Genomic DNA, 25,435 nt, shown 5'->3' with positions numbered 1-25,435 from the left:
TGACGAAGGGTGGGTTTAAGGCTTCGCCGGGTGAATGAACGTCCACGGTGTGGCTTCCGAATCTCTGGGCACTTCGACGTCGATCAGATAGGGCCCGCCATACGCCAGCGCCTTTTCCAGCGCGGCGCGGAAATGGTCCGGTGAGGTGACGCGGGCGGCGCCGACGCCGAAGGATTCCGCGAGCTTGACGAAATCCGGATTGACCAGGTCGGACGCCACCACGCGCCCCTCGAAACGCTCGCGCTGGTCGCGTCGCACATTGCCATAGGCATTGTTGTTGAACACCAGCGTCACCACGCCGATGTTGAACTGCACGGCCGTCGCCAGCTCCTGCACGCCGAACATGAAGCCGCCGTCGCCCGTTATCGCGACCACCGGGGTATTTGGATTCGCGACCTTGGCGCCGAGTGCGGTCGGAAAGCCCGAGCCGAGCGTGCCCTGATAGCCCGAGGTGATGAAGGTGCGCGGCTCGTAGACCGGAAAGCCGTACCAGGAGGCAAAGCCGACCTGCGACAGCTCGTCGGTGACGATGGCGTTCGACGGCAGCACCTCGCGCAGGATGTTCAGGTAGGCCATCTGCGGCTGTACCGACTGGATCTCACGCAGCGCCGCCGCCGAGGCCTCGCGGATCGCAGCGCGGCGGCCGCTGGTCCTGGTGTAACCAGCCTTTCTCACCGCCGCGAGCAGTTCGCGCGTGCCGGCCTCCGCGTCAGCAACCACAGCGGCGTCCGGCGTCAAGCGGCGCATCTCCGACGGATCGATATCGATACGAATGGATTTCAGGCCGGCCGGCTGAAACGGCCATCGGAACGACGAGGCCGGCAGTTCCATGCGGGTGCCGATCCCGATCATCAGATCGGTCTTTGGCCACAACCGATAGGCCGCCGCCATGGTCAATCCCAGTTCATGGGCGTTGGAGACGATGCCACGGCCGCTGCGGAACGCCACCACGGGCGCGTCGATCAGCTCCGCCAGTTCCAGGATTTCGTCGCGGGCGTGAATGGCGCCGCTGCCGACAAAGATCATCGGCGTCTTGCTGCCGGCGATCAGCGCCGCGGCGGCCTTGATGCGGTCCGGATCGGGCAGCGGCGCCGGCAACGGATCGAGCGGCTTTGACGGGCCGGTTGCCGCGCGCTGGGTGAAGACGTCCCAAGGCATTTCCAGCGCGGCGGGCCCGGGCCGGCCCGACCGCATTTCCTGGAAGGCGCGGCTGACCAGCGCCGGTGCGTTATCGGGATATTCGATGCGGTCGGCCCATTTCACGAAGGTGCGGAGCGTGGCCAGCTGGTCCGGCATCTCGTGCAGATGGCCGCGGCCCCTGCCGAGGAATTGCGTCGGCACCTGTCCGGTGAGACACAGCACCGGTTCGTTGCATCCGAGCGCGGTCAGTAGCGCAGCGCCGGCGTTCAGCACGCCCGGACCGGGCACCACGCTGAACACGCCGGGCCTGCCGGACGATCGCGCATAGCCAAAGGCCATGTAACCGCAAGCCTGCTCGTGCCGTGCGCCGATCACCTTGAGCTGCGCCAGATGAAATCCGTCGAACAGGCCATAGATCTGCGCGCCGGGCAGGCCGAACACGGTGTCGACCCCGTGCGCGACCAGGCCGCTGACAATCGCTTCGCCGCCGGAACTCACTGTCATTGTCTTGTCCAATCGCTCGCAAGAAAGATCATGGGGCCTCGTCGATCACGCCGTTGCGCAGCACGCCGATGTTTTCGGCCTCAACCTCGACGACGTCGCCGGGCTTGAGATAGCGCGGCGGATCGAACCGCGCGCCGGCGCCGGTCGGCGTGCCCGTGACGATGACGTCGCCGGGCACCAGCGTCGTGAAGGTCGAGAGATAGTTGATGAGATAGCGGAAGCCGAAGATCAAGCGGCCGGTGCGGTCGTCCTGCCGCGTCTCGCCGTTGACCCGCGTCGTCAGCCGGATATCCGCGATCTGCTTTTCATCGGTGTAAGGCACCAGCCAGGGGCCGAGGCTGCCGGTAGAGTCAAAGTTCTTGCCTTGCGTGACATTGAACTTGGCATGCCGGACCCAGTCGCGGATGGTGCCCTCGTTGCACAGCGTGACGGCGGCGATGTGATCCAGCGCCGCGCTTTCCGGAATGTGCCGGCCGGCCTTGCCGATCACGAGCACCAGTTCGCCCTCGTAATCGAGCTGTGCCGAGGCGCGCGGCCGCACCAGCGGCGTGTTGTGGCCGACGAAGGAGCGCGGCGTGCGCATGAACATGCTCGGATATTTCGGCGCCTCCTGGCCGTCTTTGTATTCGGCGTTGCGGTCGGGGTAATTCACGCCGATGCAGATGATCTTTTCCGGCGCGGGAATCGGCGGCAGCCAGGTGATGGCGTCCAGCGCATGGTCCGGCTGATGCCGCGCGGCTTCCTCGGCCAGCCTCGTCAACGCGCCCGCGGCGATCACCTCGCGCAACGTCGGGTATTGCTTGGCGAATTTCGCGGAGAGATCGACGATGCCGCCATCGACGACCGCGCCGTATCTGGTCGAGCCGTCGATGGCGTAGGTCGCAAGGCGGGGAAAAGTCATCAGGTGTCCGATACGATCGGGAAATCAGTCGGCAATGGTGACGTCGGCGACGAACAGCGGCTCGCGGACCGTCTGTCCGGTAAACGGCGATCCCTGCTCGAACCAGGAGCGCGGCGCCGGCGCGCCCCACAGCGTCTGCCGCCGCGGATCTTTCAGCGACCAGCGCATCGGCTCATGGTCGTGATCCCCGGTGAAGTAGTCGCTGGTGTAGAGCTCGAGGCGATGGCCGTCGGGGTCGCGGACATAGAGAAAGAAGGCGTTGGAAATGCCGTGACGGCCGGGCCCGCGCTCGATGTTCTTGAGGAAGCCGCTCGAGGCCATCACGTCGCACAGGTGCAGGATGTTCATCGCGGTCGGCACCCAGTACGCGAAATGGTGCAGGCGAGGGCCCTTGCCGTTGGTAATCGCAAAATCGTGCACGTTGCCCTTGCGATGCATCCAGGCCGCGGCGATGCGGCCCTGCGGCCCGTCCTCCTCGCCATACTCGGTGAGGCGGAAGCCCAATCGCGCGTAAAAATCGACGGTGTCCTGAACCTCGGCGGCGAACACGTTGAAGTGGTCGAGCCGCTGCGGATGACAGCCCTTGTAGAGGTCATAGCGCCGCAGCAGATGCGGACGCTTTTCCATCGAGGCATAGAGTTCGATCTGGAAGCCGAAGGGGTCGGTGAAGTGCAGCGTGCGGTCCTGGAACGGCTGCTCGGTGAATGCGTACGTAACACCGTTCTCGGAAAAGAAGGCGGCCGCCTTGTCGAGATCGTTTTCGTTGCCGACCTTGAACCCGAGCCGGTTGCAGGCGGCGGCAGACGCCTTGCGCAGCACCAGCGAGTGATGCTGGTGCTCCTCGCTGCCGCGCAGATAAACCGCTCTGTCGTCGCGATCCTCGACATGCAGCCCGACGGTGGTTTCGTAGAACGCGCTGGAAGCGTTGAGGTCAACCACGTCGAGCACGACGTGGCTGCAGCGGATGATGTTGAACGGCGGATCGAAGACGTGTTGCGGGACGGGCATGCGGGGGCCTTTTTGACGTTGTCACTACGGCGTCATTGCGAGCGAAGCGAAGCAATCCAGCTTCTTTTGAAACAGCGAAGAAAGTGTGGATTGCTTCGTCGCTTCGCTCCTCGCAATGACGGTCATTTTGCGGCGAGGCTGATGTTACACTCCCAGCTTCTGAATCTTGTGCGTGCCCCGTGCCAGCGAGACGTGCTTGGTTTCCATGTAGAAATCGAATGAGTAATCGCCGCCGTCGCGGCCGATGCCGGACGATTTCATGCCGCCGAACGGCGTCGGCAGATGACGGACGTTTTCGGAATTCAGCCAGATCATGCCGGCCTCCAGCGCGTCGGCGACGCGCAGCGCGCGGCCCATGTCGCCGGTCCAGACATAGCCGGTGAGGCCGTATTGCACGCCGTTGGCGATCTCGACGGCGTCCTTCTCGTCGCGGAACGGGATCACGGTGAGGAACGGCCCGAACACCTCTTCCTGCGCCACCCGCATCTTGGCGTGCGCACCGGTGACGAGCGTCGGCTGCACGTAATGTCCGCCGCCGGGGCCGTCATGGGCCTTGCCGCCGACCGCGATCACGGCGCCGTCCTTCCGCGCGACGTCGAAGTAAGAGCAGACTTTGGCGAGATGGCGCTCGTGGATCAGCGGCCCGATTTCGGTTGCGGGATCGAGCGGGTGGCCGACCTTCAGCGCCTTGACGCGCGCGGTGAGCTTCTCGATGAATTTCCCGGCGATGCTGTCCTGGACCAGCAGCCGGCTCGACGAGGTGCAGCGCTCGCCGTTGAGCGAGTAGATCATGAACACGACCGCGTCGAGCGCGCGGTCGAGGTCGGCGTCGTCGAACACGATCACCGGATTCTTGCCGCCGAGTTCGAAATGCACGCGCTTCAAGGTCGGCGCGCCCTGCGCCATGATCGCAGATCCGGTCGCGCTTTCGCCGACGAAGCCGATCGCCTTGATGGCGGGATGCTCGGTCAGCGCCTTGCCGGCTTCCTCGCCGATACCGTGTACGGTGTTGAGCACGCCGTCGGGCACCCCGGCCTGCTTCACCAATTTCGCCAACAGGTCGGCCGTGATTGGCGACCATTCCGCCGGCTTGTGCACCACGGTGCAGCCGGCCGCCAGCGCCGGTGCAATCTTCCAGGTCGACAGCATGAACGGCGTATTCCACGGCGTGATCACGCCGACCGGCCCGATCGGCACGCGCGTCGAAATGTTCCAGTGCTCCTCGCTCGGCGTGTTGAGGCCGTCGCGGGCCTCGGCGCATTTGTCGGCGAAGAAGCGGAAATTCTCCGCAGCCCGAATCGCGGCCTTGGCCATGAACCTGTGGGCCTGGCCGGTGTCGATGCATTCCAGCACCGCGATATCGTCGGCGCGGTCCTCGATCGCGTCGGCGACCCGGTGCAGCAGCTTCTTGCGCATCGCGGGGGCCATGTCGCGCCAGGACTTGAACGCCAGCGCCGCCGCGGTGGCGGCGCGGTCGATGTCCTCAGCTCCGCCGCGGGCGACGGTCGCGAGCACCGCGCCATCGACCGGCGATTTGGTCTCGAAGCTGTCGCCCGAGATCGACGGCACGATTTTGCCGTCGATCATGTGCCCGATGCCGTCGGCCCGCAGTTGCTTGAGCAGGGGGGCGGCGCGGTCGCGATTGGCCTGGAACAGATCTTTCGGCGTGGCTTTATCCATTGGCGGTCTCCACTTTCAGGGCGTCGTGGATGTTGTTGCGCTTCCAGCTGGTTTCCTTGTCGTTGACCTGCATGTCGAACGACAGCGCGAACTTACTTGCCGCGAATACCGGATCGAGATGGGCCGACAGCGCCTTGAAGATGTGTTCGCCGGCCTTCTTGCGGGTGGCGAGGTCGCGGCCCTCGCCGAGCCGCAGCACCATGGCGAGAAAGCCGAGCTGCGGGTTGCCGTCGGCGATGGCGTAGTGCTCGCACCTGACGGCGCGGACGCGGATGCCTCCGAGCGGGAAGATCCCGGTCTCCACCGCGGCCTTGCGGACCACCTCGACGACTTCGGCCATATCGACGCGGCCGTCGAGATTGGCGGAATATTCGATGGTGAAATGCGGCATGTCCTGTTTACTCCAGCGATTTAGCCGATTGCTTCAAGCGAAGTAGCAGCTCACCGTGCCATAGGGACCATAGTCGGCCTGAATCGTGTCGCCTTTGCGGGTCTCGATCGGACGGATGAACGATCCCGCCAGCACCACTTGCCCCGCTTCGAGCGCGAGCCCGTTCGGCGCGATCTTGTTGGCGAGCCAGGCCACGCTGGTGGCGGGATGATTGAGCACGCCGGCGGCAAGGCCGGTCTCTTCCAATTGGCCGTTGCGATAGCACAAGGCACCGATCCAGCGCAGGTCGGCATCCAGCGGGCGCAACGGGCGGCCGCCGAGCACGATGCCGGCGTTGGCCGCGTTGTCGGCGATGGTGTCGAAGATTTTTCGCGTCGACTTGGTCACGGGATCGACCCGCTGGATTCGGGTATCGAGGATTTCCAGCGCGGGGACGACGAAATCCGTCGCATTGAGCACATCGAACATCGTGCAGCCGGGCCCGCTAAGCCGCTGCTTCATGACAAAGGCGAGTTCGGCCTCGACCCGCGTGCCGATGAAACGGTCCGATGGCACGAGGCCGCCATCGGCAAAGAACATGTCGTCGAGCAGGATGCCGGAATCCGGCTCGTCGATATTGAGCGCGCTCTGCATCGCCTTCGAGGTGAGGCCGATTTTGTGGCCCTTGACGACGCGGCCCTGCGCGACCTTGATCGCGACCCACGCCTTCTGGATCGCATAGGCGTCGGCGATGGTGATGCCGGGATGGTCCAGCGAGAGCTGCCGGATCTGTTGCTTCGTCTTCTCCGCCTGATCGAGCCGTTCGGCGGCGCTGCGGATTTCGTCTGCGGAAAGGGCCATGCGGGACCGGTGAAAAAGAGGATGCCGGAATATGATTAACATGTTAAATGTATCGGCGCAAACCGAATGAGACTTGCTGCAGCGCAAACCGAAAGAAGACTGATCGGCCATGGCTCGGAAGAAATCCTCAGGAAATACCGGTTCCGGTCCGGCCGGCGCACCCGCGGCGCGGCGGGTGCCGATGCGCGACTTCTCCCGTTCGCTACCGATGTCGCTGTTGCGCGCCCGTGAGGCCGTGATGCGGCAGTTCCGCCCGTCGCTGCGCCATCACGGGCTCACCGAACAGCAATGGCGGATCCTGCGTGCGCTGGCGGCAGTCGAGACCATCGAGGTCACCGAGCTCGCACGCGTCGCCTTTCTGCTGGGGCCGAGCCTGTCGCGGATTCTGCGCGACCTCGAAGCCCGGCACCTGATCGAGCGCGAGGCCGCGAAGTCGGATCTGCGCCGCGCCGTGGTGTCGATTTCGGCGAAAGGACTCAAGCTGATCGAGGCGGTGGCGCCGTCGTCGGAAGCGATCTATGCCGCCATCACCAAACGTTACGGCGCCCGCAAGCTCGCCGAGCTGCAGGACATGCTCGGGGTGCTGGAGGGTAGCCTCTCGGGAATGGAAGCAGCGGATGAAGCAAGCGCGGAGGCGGACGAGTGAGCGCAAATTTGCATGATGCCACATGATGCTATCGGCATCATGCATAGCGGCCGGGCAAATGATCGCAATCATGCTGCGATCATGGTCGAAGCCATAGACATGCACGCGATTTTTCGTTCAAAGTGGCCTCCAAGCCGGTCATGAAAACCGGCGCGGGAGTTTAAGGGTTCGCCGTCGACGGTGCGGCCGGCCCGGTACAAGGACAGGCGAAAATCCGCACATGGTCACTATCCAGGTTCCAAATCTGATCAATTTCGTTGCTGAAGTCTTCACCCATTCGGAATCTTCGCCCGAAGAAGCCAAGCGCATCGCGACCTATCTGACGACGGCCAATCTCACCGGACACGACAGCCACGGCGTGATCCGGGTGCCGGTCTATATCAGATGGAAGAAGATGGGTTCTGTGGTGCCGAATCAGACCGCCGAGGTCGTGGTCGATACGCCGTCGCTGGCGGTGGTCGACGGCAAATTCGGTTACGGGCAGACCGTCACGCCGCAGGCGGTCAGGATCGGCATCGAGAAATGCAGGAAGGCGGGTCTCGCGGCGGTGGCGTTGCGCAACGCCGGGCATATCGGCCGGGTCGGCGACTGGGCGGAAATGGCGGCAGCCGAAGGACTGGTCTCGGTCCACTTCGTCAACGCCGCGGGCTCGCTGCTGGTCGCGCCTTACGGCGGCGTCGAGAAGCGGCTGTCGACCGCGCCCTACTGCGTCGGCATTCCGCGCAAGGGGCAGGATCCGATCGTGCTCGATTTCGCCACCTCGATCGTTGCCGAAGGCAAGGTGCTGGTCGCCAGCCGCGGCGGCAAGAAGTTGCCCAAGGGCGCGCTGATCGACGCCGACGGCACGCTGAGCGAAGATCCGGCCGTGCTGTACGGACCGCACACGGCCGAGGGGCCGCGCGACCACACCAAGGGGACCGGGGCGATCCGCGCGTTCGGCGAGCACAAGGGCTCGGGGTTGGCGTTCATCTGCGAACTGCTCGGCGGCGCCTTGACCGGCACCGGCGCCACCGCGCCGGACCGGCGTTTCGCCAATGGCATGCTCGCGATCTACATCGATCCCAAGGTGGTCGACACCAGCAATTTCTTCGACGGCGAAATCTCGCGCTACGCCGACTTCATCCGGGCGACCAAACCGGTCGCCGGCGTCGATGCCGTGCTGATCCCGGGCGATCCCGAGCGGAAAATGCGCGCCGACCGCACCAAAAACGGCGTGCCCTTGCCTGATGATACCTGGGCGGCGATCGTCAATACCGCCCGCGAGGTCGGCGTCAGCGAAGTCAGCATCCAGAGGGCCGCGAGTTAGGCGGCTCCGGGAATCTCAATCCGATTGCAACGATCACAAAAGGAAACGCGATCAATGACAACCAACAACGTCAAGAAAGTCTGGGCCTCGGGCAAGGCGGTGGTGAACGCCTGGCTGGCGATCCCGTCGGGTTTTTCCGCCGAAGTGATCGCGCAATGCGGCTTCGACAGCGTCACCGTCGACATGCAGCACGGCGTGCAGGACTACCAGTCGATGGTGCAATGCTTTCAGGCGATGAACGGCCATCCGGTGACGCCGATGGTCCGCGTGCCCTGGAATGAGCCCGGCATCATCGGCAAGGTGCTCGACGGCGGCGCCTACGGCGTGATCTGCCCGATGGTCAACACCAGGCAGGAAGCGGAGAACCTCGTCTCATACGCCAAATATCCGCCGCGCGGCACGCGTTCGAACGGCCCGATCCGTTCCGGCATGTACGGTTCGGCCGGTGCCTATCAGCAGACCGCCAACGACGAGATCGTGCTGCTGCCGATGATGGAGACCAAGACCGCGGTCGGGAACATGGAATCGATCCTCGATGTCGAGGGCATCGACGGCGTCTATATCGGTCCGTCCGATCTCGGCTTCTCCTACGGGCTGGTGCCGAAGCTCGACCGCGACGAGCCGGAAATTCTCAAGATCTACGAGAAGATCGTAAAGGAGTGCGGCAAGCGGGGCCTCCATCCGGGCATTCACTGCTCGGGCGCCGAGGGCGCGGTGCGCGCGATCAATATGGGCTTCAAGTTGGTCACGCTGTCGAACGAAAGCGGGCTGATGATGACCTATGCCAAGATGCAGGTGGCGCAGACTCGGAAAGAGTCGGCCGGCAAAGCTTAGGACTGAAGAAGCGAATAGGGAGTAGGGAGTAGGGAGTAGGGAGTAGCGAGTGGAGTAACACCATTCGCTACTCGCCATTCGCTATTCGCCCCTCATTAAGGAGAACACCCCATGGCCCCGGCTCCCGTCATCCGCCTGCATCCCGATGATGGCGTGCTGATCGCGCGCGCGAGCCTGCCGCCCGGCATGGTGGTGGCCGACGGCGTCACCACGCTCGATCGGATTCCGGCCGGCCACAAGGTGGCGATCCGCGGAATCGCAGTGGGCGAGCCGATCCGCCGCTACGGCCAGATCATCGGCTTTGCCACCGCGCCGATCGCGCCGGGCCAGCACGTTCACACCCAGAATTGCGGCATGGGCGATTTCTCCAAGGACTATGCCTTCGGCGTCGACGTGAAGCCTGTGCCGAACTTCGATCTGCCCGCGACCTTCGAGGGTATCCGCCGTCCCGACGGGCGGGTGGCGACCCGCAACTACATCGGCATTCTCACCTCGGTGAATTGCAGCGCGCATGTCGCCGGCATGGTTGCCGACGTCTTCAAGAAGAATCCGTTCACCGGCGACAATCCGCTGGCCGATTTTCCCAATGTCGACGGTGTGGTCGCGCTGACTCACAAGACTGGCTGCGGCATGACGCAGGACGAGCCGCTGACGCTGCTGCGGCGCACGCTCGGCGGCTATGCCCGGCATGCGAATTTTTCCGCCGTGATCGTGCTGGGGCTGGGCTGCGAGGTCAACCAGATCGGCGGGCTGATGCAGGAGCAGAAACTCGCCGGCCGTTTGCGCGCGATGGACATCCAGGAAGTCGGCGGCACCCGCAAGACCGTGGAAGCCGGCGTCGCCTTCGTGCGCGAGGCGCTCACCGACGCCAACAAGGTGAAGCGCGAACCCGTACCCGCGAGCGAGTTGACGGTGGCGCTACAGTGCGGTGGCTCCGACGGATACTCCGGCGTCTCCGCCAATCCGGCGCTGGGCGCTGCGAGCGATCTTTTGGTGCAGCATGGTGGCACCGTGATCCTGTCGGAAACGCCGGAGACCTACGGCGCCGAACATCTGCTCACGCGCCGCGCGGTCAGCCGGGAGGTCGGCGAGAAGCTGGTCGGGCTGATGCGCTGGTGGGAGGAATATACCGCGCGCGAGGGGGCCGAGATGAACGCCAATCCGAGCCCCGGCAACAAGGCCGGCGGGCTCACCACGATCCTGGAAAAATCGCTCGGCGCGATGGCGAAGGCCGGCACCACCAATCTGGTCGACGTTCTGAATTACGCCGAAGCCGTCACCAAGAAGGGTTTCGTCTTCATGGACACGCCGGGCTACGACCCGGTCGCGGCCACCGGGCAGGTGGCCGGCGGCGCCAACCTCGTCTGCTTCACCACCGGCCGCGGCAGCGTGTTCGGCTGCAAGCCCGCCCCCTCCATCAAGCTCGCCACCAACTCGGCGATGTACAAGCGGATGGAAGACGACATGGACGTCAATTGCGGCACTATTCTCGACGGCGAGGAGACAGTGCAGCAATGCGGCCAGCGCATCTTCGACCTGATGCTGAAGACCGCCTCGGGCCAGCCGACCAAGAGCGAGAGCTTCGATTTCGGCGGCGCGGAGTTTGCGCCATGGGTGCTGGGGGCGACGATGTGATTGCAGGCAAGCTGTCTCAACCGTCATTGCGAGCCAACGGGTCGGCGCAAAGCGCCGCCCGATGATAAACTCCGCGAAGCAATCCGTAGTGCCGCAAGCGGGATGATGGATTGCTTCGTCGCTTCGCTCCTCGCAATGACGGCCAAGGTTGGCCTTCCGCACGTCCCATAGGCACCCGCTGCCCGTTGTTAATGCTTGATCCACACCGGAACCAGTGTTCTGCTTAAAAAAGCTGCTGGAGTAGCCCGCCTGTGTCGATCTTCGTCGCACTACATCACGTCACGCACTACAAATATGATCGACCGATCGACCTCGGCCCGCAAACGATACGCCTGCGCCCGGCGCCGCACACCCGCACGCCGATCCTGAGCTATTCGCTCAAGGTCACGCCTTCAAACCATTTCGTGAACTGGCAGCAGGATCCGCAAGGCAACTGGCTGGCCCGCTTCGTCTTCCCGGAGAAGGCCAGCGAGCTGAAGATCGAGGTCGATTTCACGGCGCAGATGACCGTGATCAATCCGTTCGATTTCTTCGTCGAGCCCTATGCCGACAGTTTTCCATTCGCCTATCCCGCCGATCTCAAGACCGAGCTGGCGCCTTATCTCGCGACCATCGAGCCCGGTCCGCTGTTTGCGAAATACCTGGCGGGCATTCCGCGCGAGGCGGCGAGCACGGTCAATTTCCTGGTCGATCTCAATTCGAAATTGCGCGACCAAGTCAAATACATCATCCGCATGGAGCCGGGCATCCAGACCCCGGAAGAGACGTTGGCGTCCGGCGCGGGATCGTGCCGCGACTCGGCGTGGCTGCTGATTCAAACGCTGCGACATCTCGGGCTCGCCGCGCGCTTCGTCTCCGGCTACCTCATTCAGTTGCGCCCCGATATCGATCCGGTCGAGGGACCGCGCGAGGTCGAGAACGATTTTACCGATTTGCACGCGTGGGCCGAGGTCTATCTGCCCGGTGCGGGGTGGATCGGCTTCGACGTCACCTCGGGCATGCTGACCGGCGAGGGGCACATTCCCGTTGCCGCCACGCCGCATTATCGCTCGGCGGCGCCGATCTCGGGCGCGGTCGGATTCGCCAATGTCGAATTCGGCTTCGACATGAGCGTCAGGCGGATCCGGGAAGCGCCGCGGATTACCCGGCCGTTTTCGGATGAATCATGGGCGCGTCTCGACGCGCTCGGCGAAAAGGTCGATGCCGACCTGAAGGCCGGCGACGTGCGCCTGACCATGGGCGGCGAGCCGACCTTCGTGTCGGTCGAAGACCTGGAATCGCCGGAATGGAATATTGCCGCGGTCGGCCCGACCAAGCGCGGGCTGGCCGACGATCTCATACGCAAGTTGCGGACGCGTTTCGCGCCGGGCGGGCTGCTACATTATGGTCAGGGCAAATGGTATCCCGGCGAAAGCCTGCCGCGCTGGGCGTTCGGGCTCTATTGGCGCAAGGACGGCGTGCCGATCTGGAAGAATCCGGATCTGATCGCGACCATCGAAGGCCCGCACCGGGCCCGGATCCAGGACGCCGAGCGTTTCGCGGAAGGCACGGCGAGAAAACTCGGCGTCGATGCCGAATTCATCCTGCCGGCGTTCGAGGATCCCTCGCACTGGCTGCAGAAGGAAGCAGCCTTGCCGCCCAATGTCGAGCCCAGCGATTCCAAACTGTCCGATCCGGAAGAGCGCTCGCGCATGGCGCGGGTGTTCGATCAGGGGCTGAACACGCCGAAGGGATTCGTGCTGCCGATCCAGCGCTGGAACGCCGAGGCAAGCAAATCTTCCTCGCGCTGGAAGAGCGAGCGCTGGAAACTTCGCCGCGGCAACTTGTTCCTGACCCCGGGCGATTCCCCGCTGGGGTTGCGGCTGCCGATCGCATCATTGCCGCATATCCCGGCCGACGAATATCCCTACATCGTCGAGCAGGATCCACTGGAGCCGCGCGAGGCGCTGCCGGTGTATGACGCCACCCCATCGGCCGGGAGCGCGCCGCATCAGGAGGTGCACGAGCAGCAGCTCAAGGGCGTCGGCGGTGGTGTGCGCACCGCGATGTCGATCGAAATTCGCGACGGCATTCTTTGCGCCTTCATGCCGCCGGTGGAGAAGCTTGAGGATTATCTCGAACTGGTGACTGCGGTGGAGGCCACCGCCGAAGAAATGCAGATGCAGGTCCATGTCGAGGGCTATCCGCCGCCGTTCGACCCGCGCATCGAGGTGATCAAGGTGACGCCCGATCCCGGCGTGATCGAAGTCAATATCCAGCCGGCGTCGAGCTGGCGCGAAGCCGTCGATATCACCTTCGGCCTCTATGAGGATGCGGCCCAGGTCCGGCTCGGGGCCAACAAGTACCTCGTCGACGGCCGCCACACCGGCACTGGCGGCGGCAATCATGTGGTGGTCGGCGGCAGCAAGCCTGCGGACTCGCCATTCCTGCGCCGTCCCGATTTGCTGAAGAGCCTGGTGTTGTACTGGCAGCGGCATCCGTCGCTGTCCTATCTGTTCTCGGGCATGTTCATCGGCCCGACCAGCCAGGCGCCGCGCATCGACGAGGCCCGGCATGACGGCCTCTATGAACTGGAGATCGCGCTTGCCCACGTGCCGCAGCCCGGGACCGCGGCGCCGCTGTGGCTGGTCGATCGCCTGTTCCGGCACATCCTGGTCGATATCACCGGCAACACCCACCGCGCCGAAATCTGCATCGACAAGCTCTATTCACCCGACGGTCCCACCGGCCGGCTCGGGCTGATCGAATTCCGCGCATTGGAAATGCCGCCCGATCCGCGCATGTCGCTGGCCCAGCAATTGCTGATCCGGGCGCTGATCGCAAAGCTCTGGCGCGAACCGCAGGCGGGCAAGTTCGTGCGCTGGGGCACCACGCTGCATGATCGCTTCATGCTGCCGCATTTTCTCTGGGAAGATTTTCTGGACGTGCTCACGGAGCTGAAACAGTCCGGCTACGACTTTTCGCCGGACTGGTACGCCGCGCAACTTGAATTCCGCTTTCCCGTGTTCGGCCGGGTCCACCACGGCGGCGTCGCGCTGGAAGTGCGTCAGGCGCTGGAACCTTGGCACGTTCTCGGCGAAGAGTGGTCAGCCGGCGGCACCGTGCGCTATGTCGATTCGTCGGTCGAGCGGCTGCAGGTCAAGGCATCTGGCTTTGTCGAGGGCCGCCACGTCGTCACCTGCAATGGCCGGCGGCTGCCGATGACCGAAACTGGCCGCTCCGGCGAGGCGGTGGCGGGCGTCCGCTTCAAGGCCTGGCAGCCGGTATCCGGGCTGCACCCGACCATCCCGGTTCACGCTCCGCTGACATTTGACTTAATTGATACCTGGAACGGCAGGTCGCTGGGTGGCTGCGTCTATCACGTGGCGCACCCCGGCGGACGAAATTACGAGACCAAGCCGGTCAATTCCTACGAGGCCGAGGCGCGGAGGCTGGCCCGGTTTCAGGACCATGGCCATACGCCCGGCAAGATCGATCCGCCGCGCGAGGAACGCACAATTGAGTTTCCTTTGACACTCGACTTGAGGACGCCGCTCCTGCATTGAATAGGCCCCTGGGGCGGGAGAGTTGGGATGGCGGGACAGGACGGCCAGGAAAACAGCCGGGCAAACAGTCAGGGAAGCAAGGCCCGCCCGGCCGATCGGCGCGTGGCGCAGTGGATGCGCGACTATGCCCGCCTGCCGGGAATTCCCGATGAGTATATCGGGCCGGACGGGGCGCCACGCGCGGTCTGGACCCGGTTCTTCGATGCCTTCGCCGCGCTGACGCCGGGCGATATCGAGCGGCGTTTCGGCTCCGCCGACCGGCACTTGCGGGAAGCCGGCGTGACCTATCGCGCGCCCGGCGAAACCGCCGACCGGCTGTGGCCGTTGAGCCATCTGCCGCTCCTGGTCGACGACGCCGATTGGCAGCAACTGACTGCCGGCATCGTGCAACGCGCGCAATTGCTGGAACTGGTACTGAGCGATCTCTACGGCGAGGGCCGCCTGGTGGCGGAGGGCGCGATACCTGCGGCAGCCATTGCCGGCAGCAACGAATATCTGCGCGCGGTCTGCGGCGTGAAGCCGCCGGGCGGCCGATACCTCAGTCTGTACGCCGCCGATGTCGGCCGCGGCCCCGACGGGCGCTGGTGGGTGCTGGGCGACCGCACCCAGGCGCCGTCCGGCGCCGGCTACGCGCTGGAAAACCGGCTGGTGCTGTCGCGCGCTTTTGCCTCACTCTACAAGTCGATGAACGTCGAACGGGTGGCGCCGTTCTTCGAAGCCTTCCGCGACTCGCTGCGCGCCAGCGCCGACCGCGACGAGCCGCGCATCGGTCTTTTGACGCCCGGCCAATTCAGCGAAACCTATTTCGAACACGCCACGCTGGCGCGCTATCTCGGATTCCTGCTGGTGGAGGGCGACGATCTCGCCGTCAGCGGCAACCGCGTTCATATCCGCACCGTCGCCGGACTGAAGCGGCTCGACGTGCTGCTGCGCCGGGTCGACTCCAATTCGCTCGATCCGCTGGAGCTCGATGCCTCCTCGCAGCTCGGTGTGCCCGGCCTGATCGACGTGCTGCGCAAGGACGGCGTCGTGGTCGCCAACATGCCGGGCTCGGGTGTGATGGAGGCGCGGGCGCTGCTGGGCTTCCTGCCGAGTCTGAGCCGGCGCTTCTTCGGCGAAGATCTGAAGATGCCGCATATCGCGACCTGGTGGTGCGGCCAGAAATCCGCGCGCGAGGAAGTGTTGTCGCGGCTCGACGAGGTGGCGATCGAGGGAGCCTACGGCCGCGGTGTTCCCGGTTTCCCGGGCAACGGGCCCGTGCTCGCCAACGAGCTCTCGCCGACCGAGCGCGAACGGCTGAAAAGCGCGATCGCCGATCGCGGCATCGACTATGTCGGCCAGGAGCTGGTCCGGCTGTCGACGACGCCGGTGTGGGATAACGGCCGCCTGACGCCGCGACCCTTCGTGCTGCGGGTGTTCGCGGCCGCAACGCCCAATGGCTGGACCATCATGCCCGGCGGCTTCTGCCGGATCGCCGACCAGCCCGATGCCCGCGCGGTCTCGATGGGCGACGGCGCGCGGGCGGCGGACGTCTGGGTGGTGTCCGACAAGGCGGTTTCGCCGTCCACGCTGCTGCCCGCGGTTGATACGGTGCGAATCCGGCGCATTGCCGGCGTGGTGCCGAGCCGCGCCGCCGACAATCTGTTCTGGCTCGGCCGCTATCTCGAGCGCGCGGAGGCGACGCTGCGGCTGATACGCGCGCTCGGAACCTCGCAGCGCGATCCGGGCAAGGGATCGTCGACCGCTCTTCATTCGGTCGAGCGGATTCAGCGGCTGCTCGTGACGTGGGGCGCGACGTCGCAGACCGCGCGGTCGCAGTCGGCGAAGATCGCGGCCGAAGCCTTGCAGAGCGAAGAAAGATTCGGTTCGGCCCTGTCGCTGGTGCGATCGGCCCAGCGAACCGCGACGTCGCTGCGCGAGCGGCTGTCGCCGGACGCCTGGCAGGTCATCACCGAGATGGTGGAACGCCTCGCCCAGGAGGTTGAAGACGACGACGGCATCGTCAGCGCCGCCGAACTGACGCTGCAGGAACTGGCAAGCTTCGCGGGTCTCGCGCAGGAAAACATGAACCGCGCCGCCGGCTGGCGCTTTCTCGAAATGGGCCGCCGCGCCGAGCGCGCCATCAACACCATGCGTTTCGCGCGCCAGTTCGCTTACGACGAAGCCAGCGGCGAGGACCTCGACGTCCTGCTGACGCTGGTGGACTGCCAGATCACCTATCGCTCGCGCTACCTGGTCGGTCCTCTGCTGGCGCCGGTGTGCGATCTCGTGGTGCTCGATCCCTACAATCCCCGCTCGGTTGCGTTTCAGGTCGCCGCGCTGAATGAGCACATTGCGAGCCTGCCGACCCTGAAAGAGGGAGGATTGATCGAGCGGCCGCAGCGGCTCGCCGTCGCCCTGCAGGCGACGCTGACGACGGCGGAGGCCTCGAGCCTCGATACCAAGACGCTGTTCGCGCTGGAGCAGGATCTGCTGACGCTGGCCGACGCCATCGGATTGCACTATTTCCCGCACGGGCCCAACGCGAGCCGGCCCGAAAAGCTGACGGGCCTCGCGTGATCTACGATATCCGTCACGTCACCACCTACTCTTACGAAAGTTCCGTCAGTTTCGCGCGATGCTCGCTGCGGCTGGAACCGAGGAGCGGTGACGGGCAGGAGCTGGTCTCGCACTCCGTCGAGATCAGGCCGCGGCCGGTGGACCGCAACGTGCGGCGCGATTTTTTCGGGACCCATACCGAGAGCATCCTGATCGAAGCCCCGCATCGCACGTTGCGAATCGACTCGCGGTCGCGGGTGTCGGTTTCCCGCCAGGCGCCCGGCCGCGCCGCGCCGAGCCCGGCCTGGGAGAGCGTGCGCGACCTCGCATTCGAGTCCACCAGCCTCGGGCCGGCGTCGCCGATTGGTTACGTCTTTGCCAGTTCGCTGGTGCCGGTGCAGCAGCCGGTCACTTCCTATGCGTCACGAAGCTTTCCGGCGGGAAGCGGGGTCCTGGCCGGCGCGGTCGACCTGATGCACCGGATCCGCACCGAGTTCAGATACGATCCGAAAGCCACCGTGATCTCGACGCCGCTCAAGGAGGTGTTCGAGAAGCGCCACGGCGTCTGTCAGGATTTCGCCCATGTGATGATCGCCGGGCTGCGCGGCCTCGGACTGCCGGCCGCTTATGTCAGCGGCTACCTGCGCACCATCCCGCCGCCGGGCCAACCGCGCCTGCAGGGCGCGGATGCGACCCATGCCTGGGTCTCACTGTGGTGCGGCGAGGGCTTGGGGTGGATCGGCCTCGATCCGACCAACGACATCCTGGTCGAAAACGACCACATCGAGCTCGCCATGGGGCGGGATTTTTCCGACGTCTCGCCGGTCGATGGCATCATCGTGGGATCGCGCAAGCAGAAGCTCGCGGTCGCCGTCGATGTGCTGCTGGTGGAATGACAGAAGCCCGCCATCCGCACCTGATCGTCCATGACGTCATCATATTGGGGGCGGGCGCCGCTGGCCTGATGTGCGCCGGCGTCGCCGGCCAGCGCGGGCGCTCGGTGCTGGTGCTCGAGCAGGCGCGGCATCCGGGCGAGAAGATTCGCATTTCCGGCGGCGGTCGCTGCAATTTCACCAACCTGCACGCGAGCCCCGCCAATTTCCTGTCGGACAATCCGCGGTTTTGCCGTTCGGCGCTGAGCGGCTACACCCAGCACGATTTCATCGCGCTGGTCGAGAGTTACGGCATCGCCTGGCACGAGAAGACCCGCGGCCAATTGTTCTGCGACGGCTCGTCGCGGCAGATCATCGACATGCTCTTGGAGGAGTGCCGCAAGGCCCATGCGCAGCTGCGGCTGGGCGTGCGGATCTCCGCGGTTTCGAAAGGCGAAGACGGCTTTGCCGTCGTCACCGATCAGGGCGAGTTCCGCGGCCGGTCGCTGGTGGTGGCAACTGGCGGTCCCTCGATTCCGAAAATGGGATCGAGCGGATTCGGATACCGGATTGCGGAACAGTTCGGCCTTGCGATCGTGACGCCGCGGCCGGCGCTGGTGCCGTTGACGTTCGAGGCGGCGCTGCTTGCGCATTTCAAGGATCTCGCGGGGGTTTCGGTCGACGCGGTCGTGAGTTGCGGCAAGGCGCGTTTCGACGAGGCGTTGCTGTTCACCCATCGCGGGTTGAGCGGTCCGGCGATCCTGCAGATTTCCTCCTATTGGCGTGAGGGCCAGGACATCGTCATCGACATGGCGCCGGGCATCGACGTGCTGGCCGCGCTGAAAGAGCTGCGCCGCGATCATCCGAAGCAGGAAATGGCCACCGCGCTTTCAGGCTTTCTTCCCAGGCGGCTCGCATCGGTCGTTGCCGGCGGGGTCGGGGGCCCGGACCGCCTCGCCGATTTCTCCGACAAGCTTCTCACCGACGTCGCCGCGGCGGTGCAACGATGGCACATCAGGCCTGCGGGCACCGAGGGCTACCGTACCGCGGAGGTGACGCTGGGCGGTGTCGACACGTCAGGACTTTCCTCGAAAACCCTCGAATCCAGATCCGTCCCCGGGCTTTATTTCATCGGCGAGGTCGTCGACGTCACCGGCCACCTCGGCGGCTTCAATTTTCAATGGGCCTGGTCATCGGGGGCGGCGGCAGGCCGTAGCGCTTAGGGGGTGCGCCCCCCGTTGCTATACGGATAGGCATTTTAACGGATGGTTCGCTCTTTTGTGACAATCATTCCGTGTGCGGTGCTTTGACCGCGTCCCAAATCAGTCGATCCGGAGAGATAACGTGAACAATTGGTCAACCAAGTCGCTCGTTTCTGGCGTGGCTGCCATGCTCATTTTCGTGGGCGCTGCCGCGGCTGCCGATGGTGCCAACAAGGACGAAGCCGTCGCGATGGTCAAGAAAGCCGTAACCTTCATCAAAGGGCAGGGTGCTGAAAAGGCCTATGCCGAATTCACCGGCAAGGCCGCCAACTTCATCGATCGCGATCTGTACGTCGTCGTCTATCAGCTCGACGGCAAGGTGCTGGCCCACGGTTCCAACGCCAAGTTCGTCGGCAAGGACCTGATCGATGCGCAGGACGTCGACGGCAAGCTCTATGTCAAGGAGCGGGTCGAAATGGCCGCCAAGCAGCCCTCGTTCTGGCAGGACTACAAGTTCGTCAATCCGGTGACCAAGAAGGTCGAGCCGAAGCAGATGTACTGCGAGAAGGTGGACAACACGGCTGTGTGTGCCGGCATCTACAAGCTCTGACACGCAACGACCGGCGTCGCCCGGCGATCGTCGCATCGAAGGATTGATATGCTCGGCTGGATCAAGAATATCGGGCTGTCCTGGAAAGTTCAGCTCGCGCCGGCGTTCCTGATCCTGGTCCTGATCGGCGTTGGCGCCTATGCCCTGCAGGCGCTGCGGTCGAACCAGACCGCGGTCGATGCGCTTGTCTCGGGGCCGATGCGGCAATCCGAGCTGGCCAACGAACTCACCACCACGACCTGGATGGCGCATGCCAAGCTGTACCGGCTGGCGGCGACCGCGGCCAATGAAACCGATACCAAGAAGGTTACGGCCATCGCCAAGGAAGCCTCCAGTGCCGCCGCTAAGATCTCGGAGGCATTGAAGGCGGTCGAAAGCACCCAGGGCGGCGTCAAATCGGATGGCCTGGAAAAACTGAAAGCGGCCGTCGCTGGCTATCTCAAGCAATCCAGGAACGCCATCGAGATGGCCGACGGCGATGCCGGATCGGCGCTGTTGTTCATCAAGGGCGCGGAGCGGAATTTCGCCGAGATCGAGAAATTGACCGACGATCTGATCACGCGCAGCAGCGACAGCAAGGATCGCGAAATTGCCCGCGCCGGGATGCGGCTCGAGCAGCAGCAGTTGACGCTGATGGCCGTGCTTCTGGTCGTGGCGTTCGCCGGCATCGTCGTTTCGTTCTTCATCGGCCGGAACATTTCCCGCCCGGTGGTCGCGATGTCGAAGGCGATGCGCGAACTCGCGGTCGGCAATTTCGAAGTCCAGTTGCCGGGGCTGGACCGCAGCGACGAAGTCGGGCAGATGGCCCGCGCGGTCGAGGAATTCAAGGTGCAGGCCATCGCCAAGGCCGAACGCGAGACCGCCGAGCGCGAAGAAAAAACCCGCGAACTGGCGGCGGCCCGCCGCGCCGAGCTGCATAACCTGGCCGATCGTTTCGAGACCGCGGTCGGCAATATCATTGAGAACGTTGGCTCGGCGTCGAGCGAACTGGAAAATTCCGCCGTCATCCTGACCAAGAGCAGCACCGCAACCCAGGAGCTCTCGACCGTGGTCGCCGCGGCTTCGGAAGAGACCTCGACCAACGTGCAGTCGGTGGCGTCGGCGACCGAGGAAATGGCCAGCTCCGTCAACGAAATCGGACGCCAGGTGACGGATTCCAACCGGATCGCCAACGAGGCGGTCGAGCAGGCGCAAAGGACCGACGCGCGGATCGCCGAATTGTCGCTTGCTGCGAGCCGTATCGGCGACGTCACCCAGTTGATCACCACGATCGCCGAGCAGACCAACCTCCTGGCGCTCAACGCGACCATCGAGGCCGCCCGCGCGGGCGAGGCCGGTCGCGGCTTTGCGGTGGTGGCGCAGGAGGTCAAGGCGCTCGCTTCGCAGACCGCCAAGGCCACCAGCGAGATCTCTACCCAGATTGCCGGGATGCAGGCGGCGACGCAGGATTCGGTGGTCGCCATCAAGGAGATCAGCGGCACCATCGGCCGGGTTTCCGAAATCGCCGCGGCGATCGCTGCCGCGATCGAGGAGCAGGGCGCCGCGACCCAGGAGATCGCCCGCAACGTGCAGCAGGCGGCGATCGGCTCCACCCAGGTCGCAACCTCCATTGCCGACGTCAACCGCGGCGCCGGCGATACCGGTTCGGCATCGGCGCAGGTGCTGGCATCGGCGCAATTGCTTTCCGACGAAAACAAGCGCCTCAAGGCCGAGGTGGTCAAATTCCTCGCCACCGTCCGGGCTGCTTAGAATCCCTTCAGGTGATAGTCTGGTACTGGGCCGCCCGCGCATTCAGCGGTGATGGCCGGGAGCCGCCATGGTCTATCGCCACGCCATCGATGCCACCAGCTATGTGTTCGAAGACTTGCGCGATCTCCTGGCCAAGGCCACGCCGCCGCGCTCCGGCGATCGCCTGGCGGGATTGGCCGCCGACAGCGCCGAGCAGATGATCGCAGCGCGGATCGCGCTGGCAGACGTTCCCCTCAGGCAATTCCTGCAGGAGGCCGTCGTTCCCTACGAGGACGATGAAGTCACCCGCCTGATCGTCGATACCCACGATGATGCGGCCTTTGCGGCGATCTCGTCGCTGACGGTCGGCGCGTTCCGCGATTGGCTGCTTTCCGACGCGGCCACCCCCGACGTTCTCGGGAAATTGTCGCGCGGTGTCACGCCGGAGATGGCCGCGGCGGTTTCGAAACTGATGCGCAACCAGGACCTGATCCTGGTGGCGAAGAAATGCGCGGTGACGTCGGCCTTTCGCAACACCATCGGGCTGCGCGGACGGATGAGCGTGCGGCTGCAGCCCAATCATCCCTTCGACGATGCCAAGGGCATCACCGCCTCGATCCTCGACGGCCTCCTGCTCGGATCCGGCGATGCCTGTATCGGCATCAACCCGGCCAGCGACGATCCCGCCGTGATCGGCGGGCTGCTGCGGTTGCTCGACGATATCATCGCCCGGCTGCAGATACCCACGCAGGGCTGCGTTCTGACCCACGTAACGACAACGCTCGGATTGATGGAGCAGGGCTTGCCTGTCGATCTGGTGTTCCAGTCGATCGCGGGCACAGAGGCGGCGAACCGGAGTTTTGGCATCGATCTCGCGCTCTTGAGGGAGGCCCACCAGGCGGGACTGTCGCTGCGGCGCGGAACCGTCGGCAGCAATGTGATGTATTTCGAAACCGGGCAGGGCTCGGCGCTGTCGGCCAACGCCCATCGCGGCGTCGACCAGCAGACCTGCGAGGCGCGCGCCTACGCGGTGGCCCGCGCTTTCGATCCGCTACTGGTGAACAGCGTGGTCGGCTTCATCGGCCCGGAATATCTCTATGACGGCAAGGAGATCATCCGCGCCGGGCTGGAGGACCATTTCTGCGGCAAGCTGCTCGGCCTGCCGCTCGGCGTCGACGTCTGTTACACCAACCACGCCGAGGCCGATCAGGACGATATGGACAATCTCCTGACCCTGCTCGCCGCCGCCGGCGTCACCTTCATCATGGGGGTGCCCGGGGCCGACGACGTCATGCTGAACTACCAGTCCACCTCGTTCCATGACGCGCTCTATATCCGCGACCTGTTCGGCCTGAAGCGGGCGCCGGAATTCGACGACTGGCTGTTCCGCGCAGGCCTTGCCGATGCCGGCTTTCGGCTGGCCGACAACACGGGGTCGCTGCCCGATTTTGCGTCGCGCTTGCTGGTCTGAGCGCCGGAAGCGCCGCCGCCGGGTTCCCCGGCGACCATCAGGCCATCAACAGCTTGAAATGGCTGCCACAATCTTGAAGAATTTGTAGCCCAGCCTCTGTTCGCGTGGTTAAACTTGGCGGCCGGGCAGGTTTTACGAGCGTTCCCAGAGGAAGTTTGATGAGAGCTGTGGGCATCGAGACGGTTCGGCGCATCCTGTGCGTCTTTCCGCGCTACACGTCTTCTTTCGGCACGTTCGAACACGCCTATCCGCTGACCGACGGCGTCAGCGCCTTCATGCCGCCGCAGGGGCTGCTCCTGATCGCAGCCTACCTTCCGGAGCATTGGCCGGTCCGCTTCATCGACGAGAACATCCGCCCGGCCACCCGGGAAGACTTCGAATGGGCGGAGGCGGTGTTTGTCAGCGGCATGCATATCCAGCGCCAGCAGATGAACGACATCTGCCGCCGGGCCCACGCGTTCGATCTTCCCGTTGCCATCGGCGGACCGTCGGTAAGCGCCTGCCCGGATTACTATCCGTCTTTCGATTATCTCCATGTCGGCGAATTGGGCGATGCGACCAACGAGCTGCTGGCGCGGCTGGCGCGCGATCCGTCGCGCCCCGAACAGCAGGTCGTCCTGAAAACCGCCGATCGCATCGACATGAGCGAGTTTCCGATACCGGCCTATGAGCTTGCCGAGACCCGGAAATATTTCCTGGGCAGCATCCAGTATTCGAGCGGCTGTCCGTATCAGTGCGAATTCTGCGACATCCCGGGTCTCTATGGCCGCAATCCGCGCCTCAAGACGCCGCAGCAGATCATCGCCGAGCTCGACAAGTTGCGCGAATGCGGAATGACCGACACGGTGTATTTCGTCGATGACAATTTCATTGGCAACCGCAAGGCGGCGCTGGATCTGCTGCCGCATCTGGTCGAGTGGCAGAAGAAAACCGGCTACATCACGCGGCTCGCCTGCGAGGCGACGCTCAACATCGCCAAGCGGCCGGAGATCCTCGGGCTGATGCGCGAGGCTTTCTTCGTCACCGTGTTTTGCGGCATCGAGACGCCCGATCCCGACGCGCTGAAGGCGATGCACAAGGACCACAACATGATGGTCCCGATCCTGGAGGGCATCCGTACCATCAACTCCTATGGCATCGAGGTTGTCTCCGGCATCATCATGGGTCTCGATACCGACAAGCCCGAGACCCCCGATGCGCTGCTCGCCTTCGTCGAGGAATCCCGGATTCCGCTGCTGACCATCAATCTGTTGCAGGCGCTGCCGAAGACGCCGCTGTGGGATCGGCTGGAGCGCGAAAACCGGCTGATCGACGATGACAGTCGCGACTCCAATGTCGAATTCCTGTTGCCTTACGAGCAGGTAGTCGGTTCGTGGCGCCGGTGCATGGAAGTGGCCTATGAGCCAGAGAAGCTGTTCGCGCGCTACCAGCATCAATGCGATTACACCTATGCCAACCGGCTGAAGGTACCGGTCAGCCCGGAGATGAGGAGCTGGGCCAATATCAGGCGCGGCCTGATCATGCTGCGCAATCTGTTCTGGAAAGTCGGTGTGCTCGGCGACTACAGGAAGGTGTTCTGGAAATTTGCGCTGGGCCGGCTCCGGCGCGGCGATTTCGAGGGCCTGATTGGTTCGGCGATGATCGCCCATCACCTGATCAAGTTCGCGCGCGCGGCGTCAGTCGGTCAACAGAACGCGTCGAATTATTCGATCCGGCTGCGCGAAGCGTCGGTCCCTGCCGAGTAACCGGAGATGACAACGCCGCTGCCGTCCCGCTCGCTGCAGCGTCTGCGGGACCTTACTCCCGCGCGGGTCGGGCTTGGCCGGGCCGGCGCCAGCCTGCCCACCCGGGCTTTGCTCGAGTTCACGCTTGCTCACGCTCGTGCCCGCGACGCCGTTCATGGCGCCTTTGAAGGGCCCGCCCTGATCTCGGGCCTCGAAGGCCTCGGCCTCGAGGCCCTCGCCGTATCCAGCTGTGCGCGCGAGCGCACGGATTATCTCCGCCGTCCGGACCTCGGGCGAAAGCTCGACCAGGCCTCAAGGCAACTGCTGGCAAGCCGCAATGCCGGGCCGTGCCGGCTTGCCATCGTGGTCGGCGATGGCCTGTCGCCGGCGGCCGTCAATGCGCACGCGGTCGCGCTGGTCCGCAACCTCATGCCGCGGCTGGCCGGGGAGCGGATCGAGATCGGCCATGCCGTCGTCGCCTCCGGCGCGCGGGTTGCCCTGGGCGATCAAATCGGCGCCATGCTCGGGGCGCGCATGGTGGTCGTGCTGATCGGCGAGCGGCCGGGCCTGTCCGCGCCCGACAGTCTCGGGGCCTATCTGACCTTCGCGCCGCGACCTGGCATTACCGATGCCGAGCGCAACTGCGTTTCCAACATCCACGGCGCCGGGCTTGGTTACGACGAGGCCGCGTTCAGGATTGCGTGGCTGGTCCGCGAGGGCCTGGCGCGGGGAGTAACCGGCGTCGCGTTGAAGGACGAGAGCGGCGGCCCGATACCTCAGCGCATCGCGACCGATTGATCCGACATGGCGAATCCAAGCCTTGAGAGACATTATCTTCCGCATCCGCGCCGATTCGGCGT

19 protein-coding genes are annotated in these 25,435 nt (G+C 64.7%); 13 read left to right on the top strand and 6 right to left on the bottom strand.

Annotated features, from left to right (window positions below):
- Positions 1 to 15: 15 nt before the first annotated feature.
- From KMZ29_RS18815 to hpaH, 6 genes are all read right to left on the bottom strand, one after another.
- A complete protein-coding gene (locus tag KMZ29_RS18815) occupies positions 16 to 1,644 on the bottom strand; it encodes a thiamine pyrophosphate-dependent enzyme (protein ID WP_215620627.1) in 1,629 nt (542 codons plus the stop codon).
- A gap of 28 nt (positions 1,645 to 1,672) precedes the next feature.
- Positions 1,673 to 2,545, bottom strand: coding sequence for a fumarylacetoacetate hydrolase family protein (locus KMZ29_RS18810; protein WP_215620626.1), 873 nt, complete (start codon positions 2,543 to 2,545; stop codon positions 1,673 to 1,675).
- Positions 2,546 to 2,569: 24 nt separating this feature from the next.
- The gene (gene hpaD / locus KMZ29_RS18805; RefSeq protein ID WP_215620625.1) at positions 2,570 to 3,553 is read right to left on the bottom strand and encodes a 3,4-dihydroxyphenylacetate 2,3-dioxygenase; all 984 of its coding nucleotides are present in this window, start codon (positions 3,551 to 3,553) and stop codon (positions 2,570 to 2,572) included.
- Between the two features lie 144 nt (positions 3,554 to 3,697).
- Complete coding sequence (gene hpaE / locus KMZ29_RS18800) at positions 3,698 to 5,233, bottom strand: 5-carboxymethyl-2-hydroxymuconate semialdehyde dehydrogenase (protein ID WP_215620624.1); 1,536 nt, start codon at positions 5,231 to 5,233, stop codon at positions 3,698 to 3,700.
- Complete coding sequence (locus tag KMZ29_RS18795; RefSeq protein ID WP_215620623.1) at positions 5,226 to 5,624, bottom strand: 5-carboxymethyl-2-hydroxymuconate Delta-isomerase; 399 nt, start codon at positions 5,622 to 5,624, stop codon at positions 5,226 to 5,228. The genes hpaE and KMZ29_RS18795 overlap by 8 nt, the downstream gene beginning before the upstream one ends.
- Positions 5,625 to 5,657: 33 nt before the next feature.
- On the bottom strand, positions 5,658 to 6,464 hold the full coding sequence (gene hpaH, locus KMZ29_RS18790) for a 2-oxo-hept-4-ene-1,7-dioate hydratase (protein ID WP_215620622.1): 807 nt from the start codon (positions 6,462 to 6,464) through the stop codon (positions 5,658 to 5,660).
- Positions 6,465 to 6,573: 109 nt separating this feature from the next.
- Here hpaH and hpaR point away from each other — a divergent pair, with 109 nt between their 5' ends.
- The 13 genes from hpaR (at position 6,574) to eutC (ending at position 25,373) form a co-directional block, all read left to right on the top strand.
- Positions 6,574 to 7,110: a homoprotocatechuate degradation operon regulator HpaR gene (gene hpaR / locus KMZ29_RS18785; RefSeq protein ID WP_215620621.1), complete on the top strand. Its 537-nt coding sequence runs from the start codon at positions 6,574 to 6,576 to the stop codon at positions 7,108 to 7,110.
- A gap of 220 nt (positions 7,111 to 7,330) precedes the next feature.
- Complete coding sequence (locus KMZ29_RS18780; protein WP_215620620.1) at positions 7,331 to 8,416, top strand: malate/lactate/ureidoglycolate dehydrogenase; 1,086 nt, start codon at positions 7,331 to 7,333, stop codon at positions 8,414 to 8,416.
- A 54-nt stretch (positions 8,417 to 8,470) separates the two neighbouring features.
- Positions 8,471 to 9,250 (top strand): HpcH/HpaI aldolase family protein, encoded by a 780-nt coding sequence (locus KMZ29_RS18775; protein ID WP_215620619.1) that lies wholly within the window; start codon positions 8,471 to 8,473, stop codon positions 9,248 to 9,250.
- 111 nt (positions 9,251 to 9,361) lie between these two features.
- The gene (locus KMZ29_RS18770) at positions 9,362 to 10,885 is read left to right on the top strand and encodes a UxaA family hydrolase (RefSeq protein WP_215620618.1); all 1,524 of its coding nucleotides are present in this window, start codon (positions 9,362 to 9,364) and stop codon (positions 10,883 to 10,885) included.
- Positions 10,886 to 11,136: 251 nt separating this feature from the next.
- A complete protein-coding gene (locus tag KMZ29_RS18765; RefSeq protein ID WP_215620617.1) occupies positions 11,137 to 14,430 on the top strand; it encodes a transglutaminase family protein in 3,294 nt (1,097 codons plus the stop codon).
- 114 nt (positions 14,431 to 14,544) lie between these two features.
- The gene (locus KMZ29_RS18760; protein ID WP_369810139.1) at positions 14,545 to 16,989 is read left to right on the top strand and encodes a circularly permuted type 2 ATP-grasp protein; all 2,445 of its coding nucleotides are present in this window, start codon (positions 14,545 to 14,547) and stop codon (positions 16,987 to 16,989) included.
- Positions 16,986 to 17,864: a transglutaminase family protein gene (locus tag KMZ29_RS18755; protein WP_215620615.1), complete on the top strand. Its 879-nt coding sequence runs from the start codon at positions 16,986 to 16,988 to the stop codon at positions 17,862 to 17,864. Before KMZ29_RS18760 ends, KMZ29_RS18755 begins: the two co-directional genes overlap by 4 nt.
- Positions 17,861 to 19,063, top strand: a complete 1,203-nt coding sequence (locus KMZ29_RS18750; RefSeq protein ID WP_215620614.1) for a BaiN/RdsA family NAD(P)/FAD-dependent oxidoreductase — start codon at positions 17,861 to 17,863, stop codon at positions 19,061 to 19,063. The genes KMZ29_RS18755 and KMZ29_RS18750 overlap by 4 nt, the downstream gene beginning before the upstream one ends.
- A gap of 166 nt (positions 19,064 to 19,229) precedes the next feature.
- The gene (locus tag KMZ29_RS18745) at positions 19,230 to 19,652 is read left to right on the top strand and encodes a cache domain-containing protein (protein WP_249779731.1); all 423 of its coding nucleotides are present in this window, start codon (positions 19,230 to 19,232) and stop codon (positions 19,650 to 19,652) included.
- A gap of 48 nt (positions 19,653 to 19,700) precedes the next feature.
- A complete protein-coding gene (locus tag KMZ29_RS18740) occupies positions 19,701 to 21,401 on the top strand; it encodes a methyl-accepting chemotaxis protein (RefSeq protein WP_215620612.1) in 1,701 nt (566 codons plus the stop codon).
- A gap of 67 nt (positions 21,402 to 21,468) precedes the next feature.
- Entirely contained in the window at positions 21,469 to 22,851 is a 1,383-nt protein-coding gene (locus KMZ29_RS18735) for an ethanolamine ammonia-lyase subunit EutB (protein WP_215620611.1), read from the top strand.
- A 158-nt stretch (positions 22,852 to 23,009) separates the two neighbouring features.
- The gene (locus KMZ29_RS18730) at positions 23,010 to 24,596 is read left to right on the top strand and encodes a B12-binding domain-containing radical SAM protein (RefSeq protein ID WP_215620610.1); all 1,587 of its coding nucleotides are present in this window, start codon (positions 23,010 to 23,012) and stop codon (positions 24,594 to 24,596) included.
- A gap of 6 nt (positions 24,597 to 24,602) precedes the next feature.
- The gene (eutC, locus tag KMZ29_RS18725) at positions 24,603 to 25,373 is read left to right on the top strand and encodes an ethanolamine ammonia-lyase subunit EutC (RefSeq protein ID WP_215620609.1); all 771 of its coding nucleotides are present in this window, start codon (positions 24,603 to 24,605) and stop codon (positions 25,371 to 25,373) included.
- The last annotated feature ends 62 nt before the right edge of the window (positions 25,374 to 25,435 follow it).

It is taken from the genome of Bradyrhizobium sediminis (assembly GCF_018736085.1).
GTDB lineage: Bacteria > Pseudomonadota > Alphaproteobacteria > Rhizobiales > Xanthobacteraceae > Bradyrhizobium > Bradyrhizobium sediminis.
This window is presented reverse-complemented; position numbering and strand designations above follow the sequence as displayed.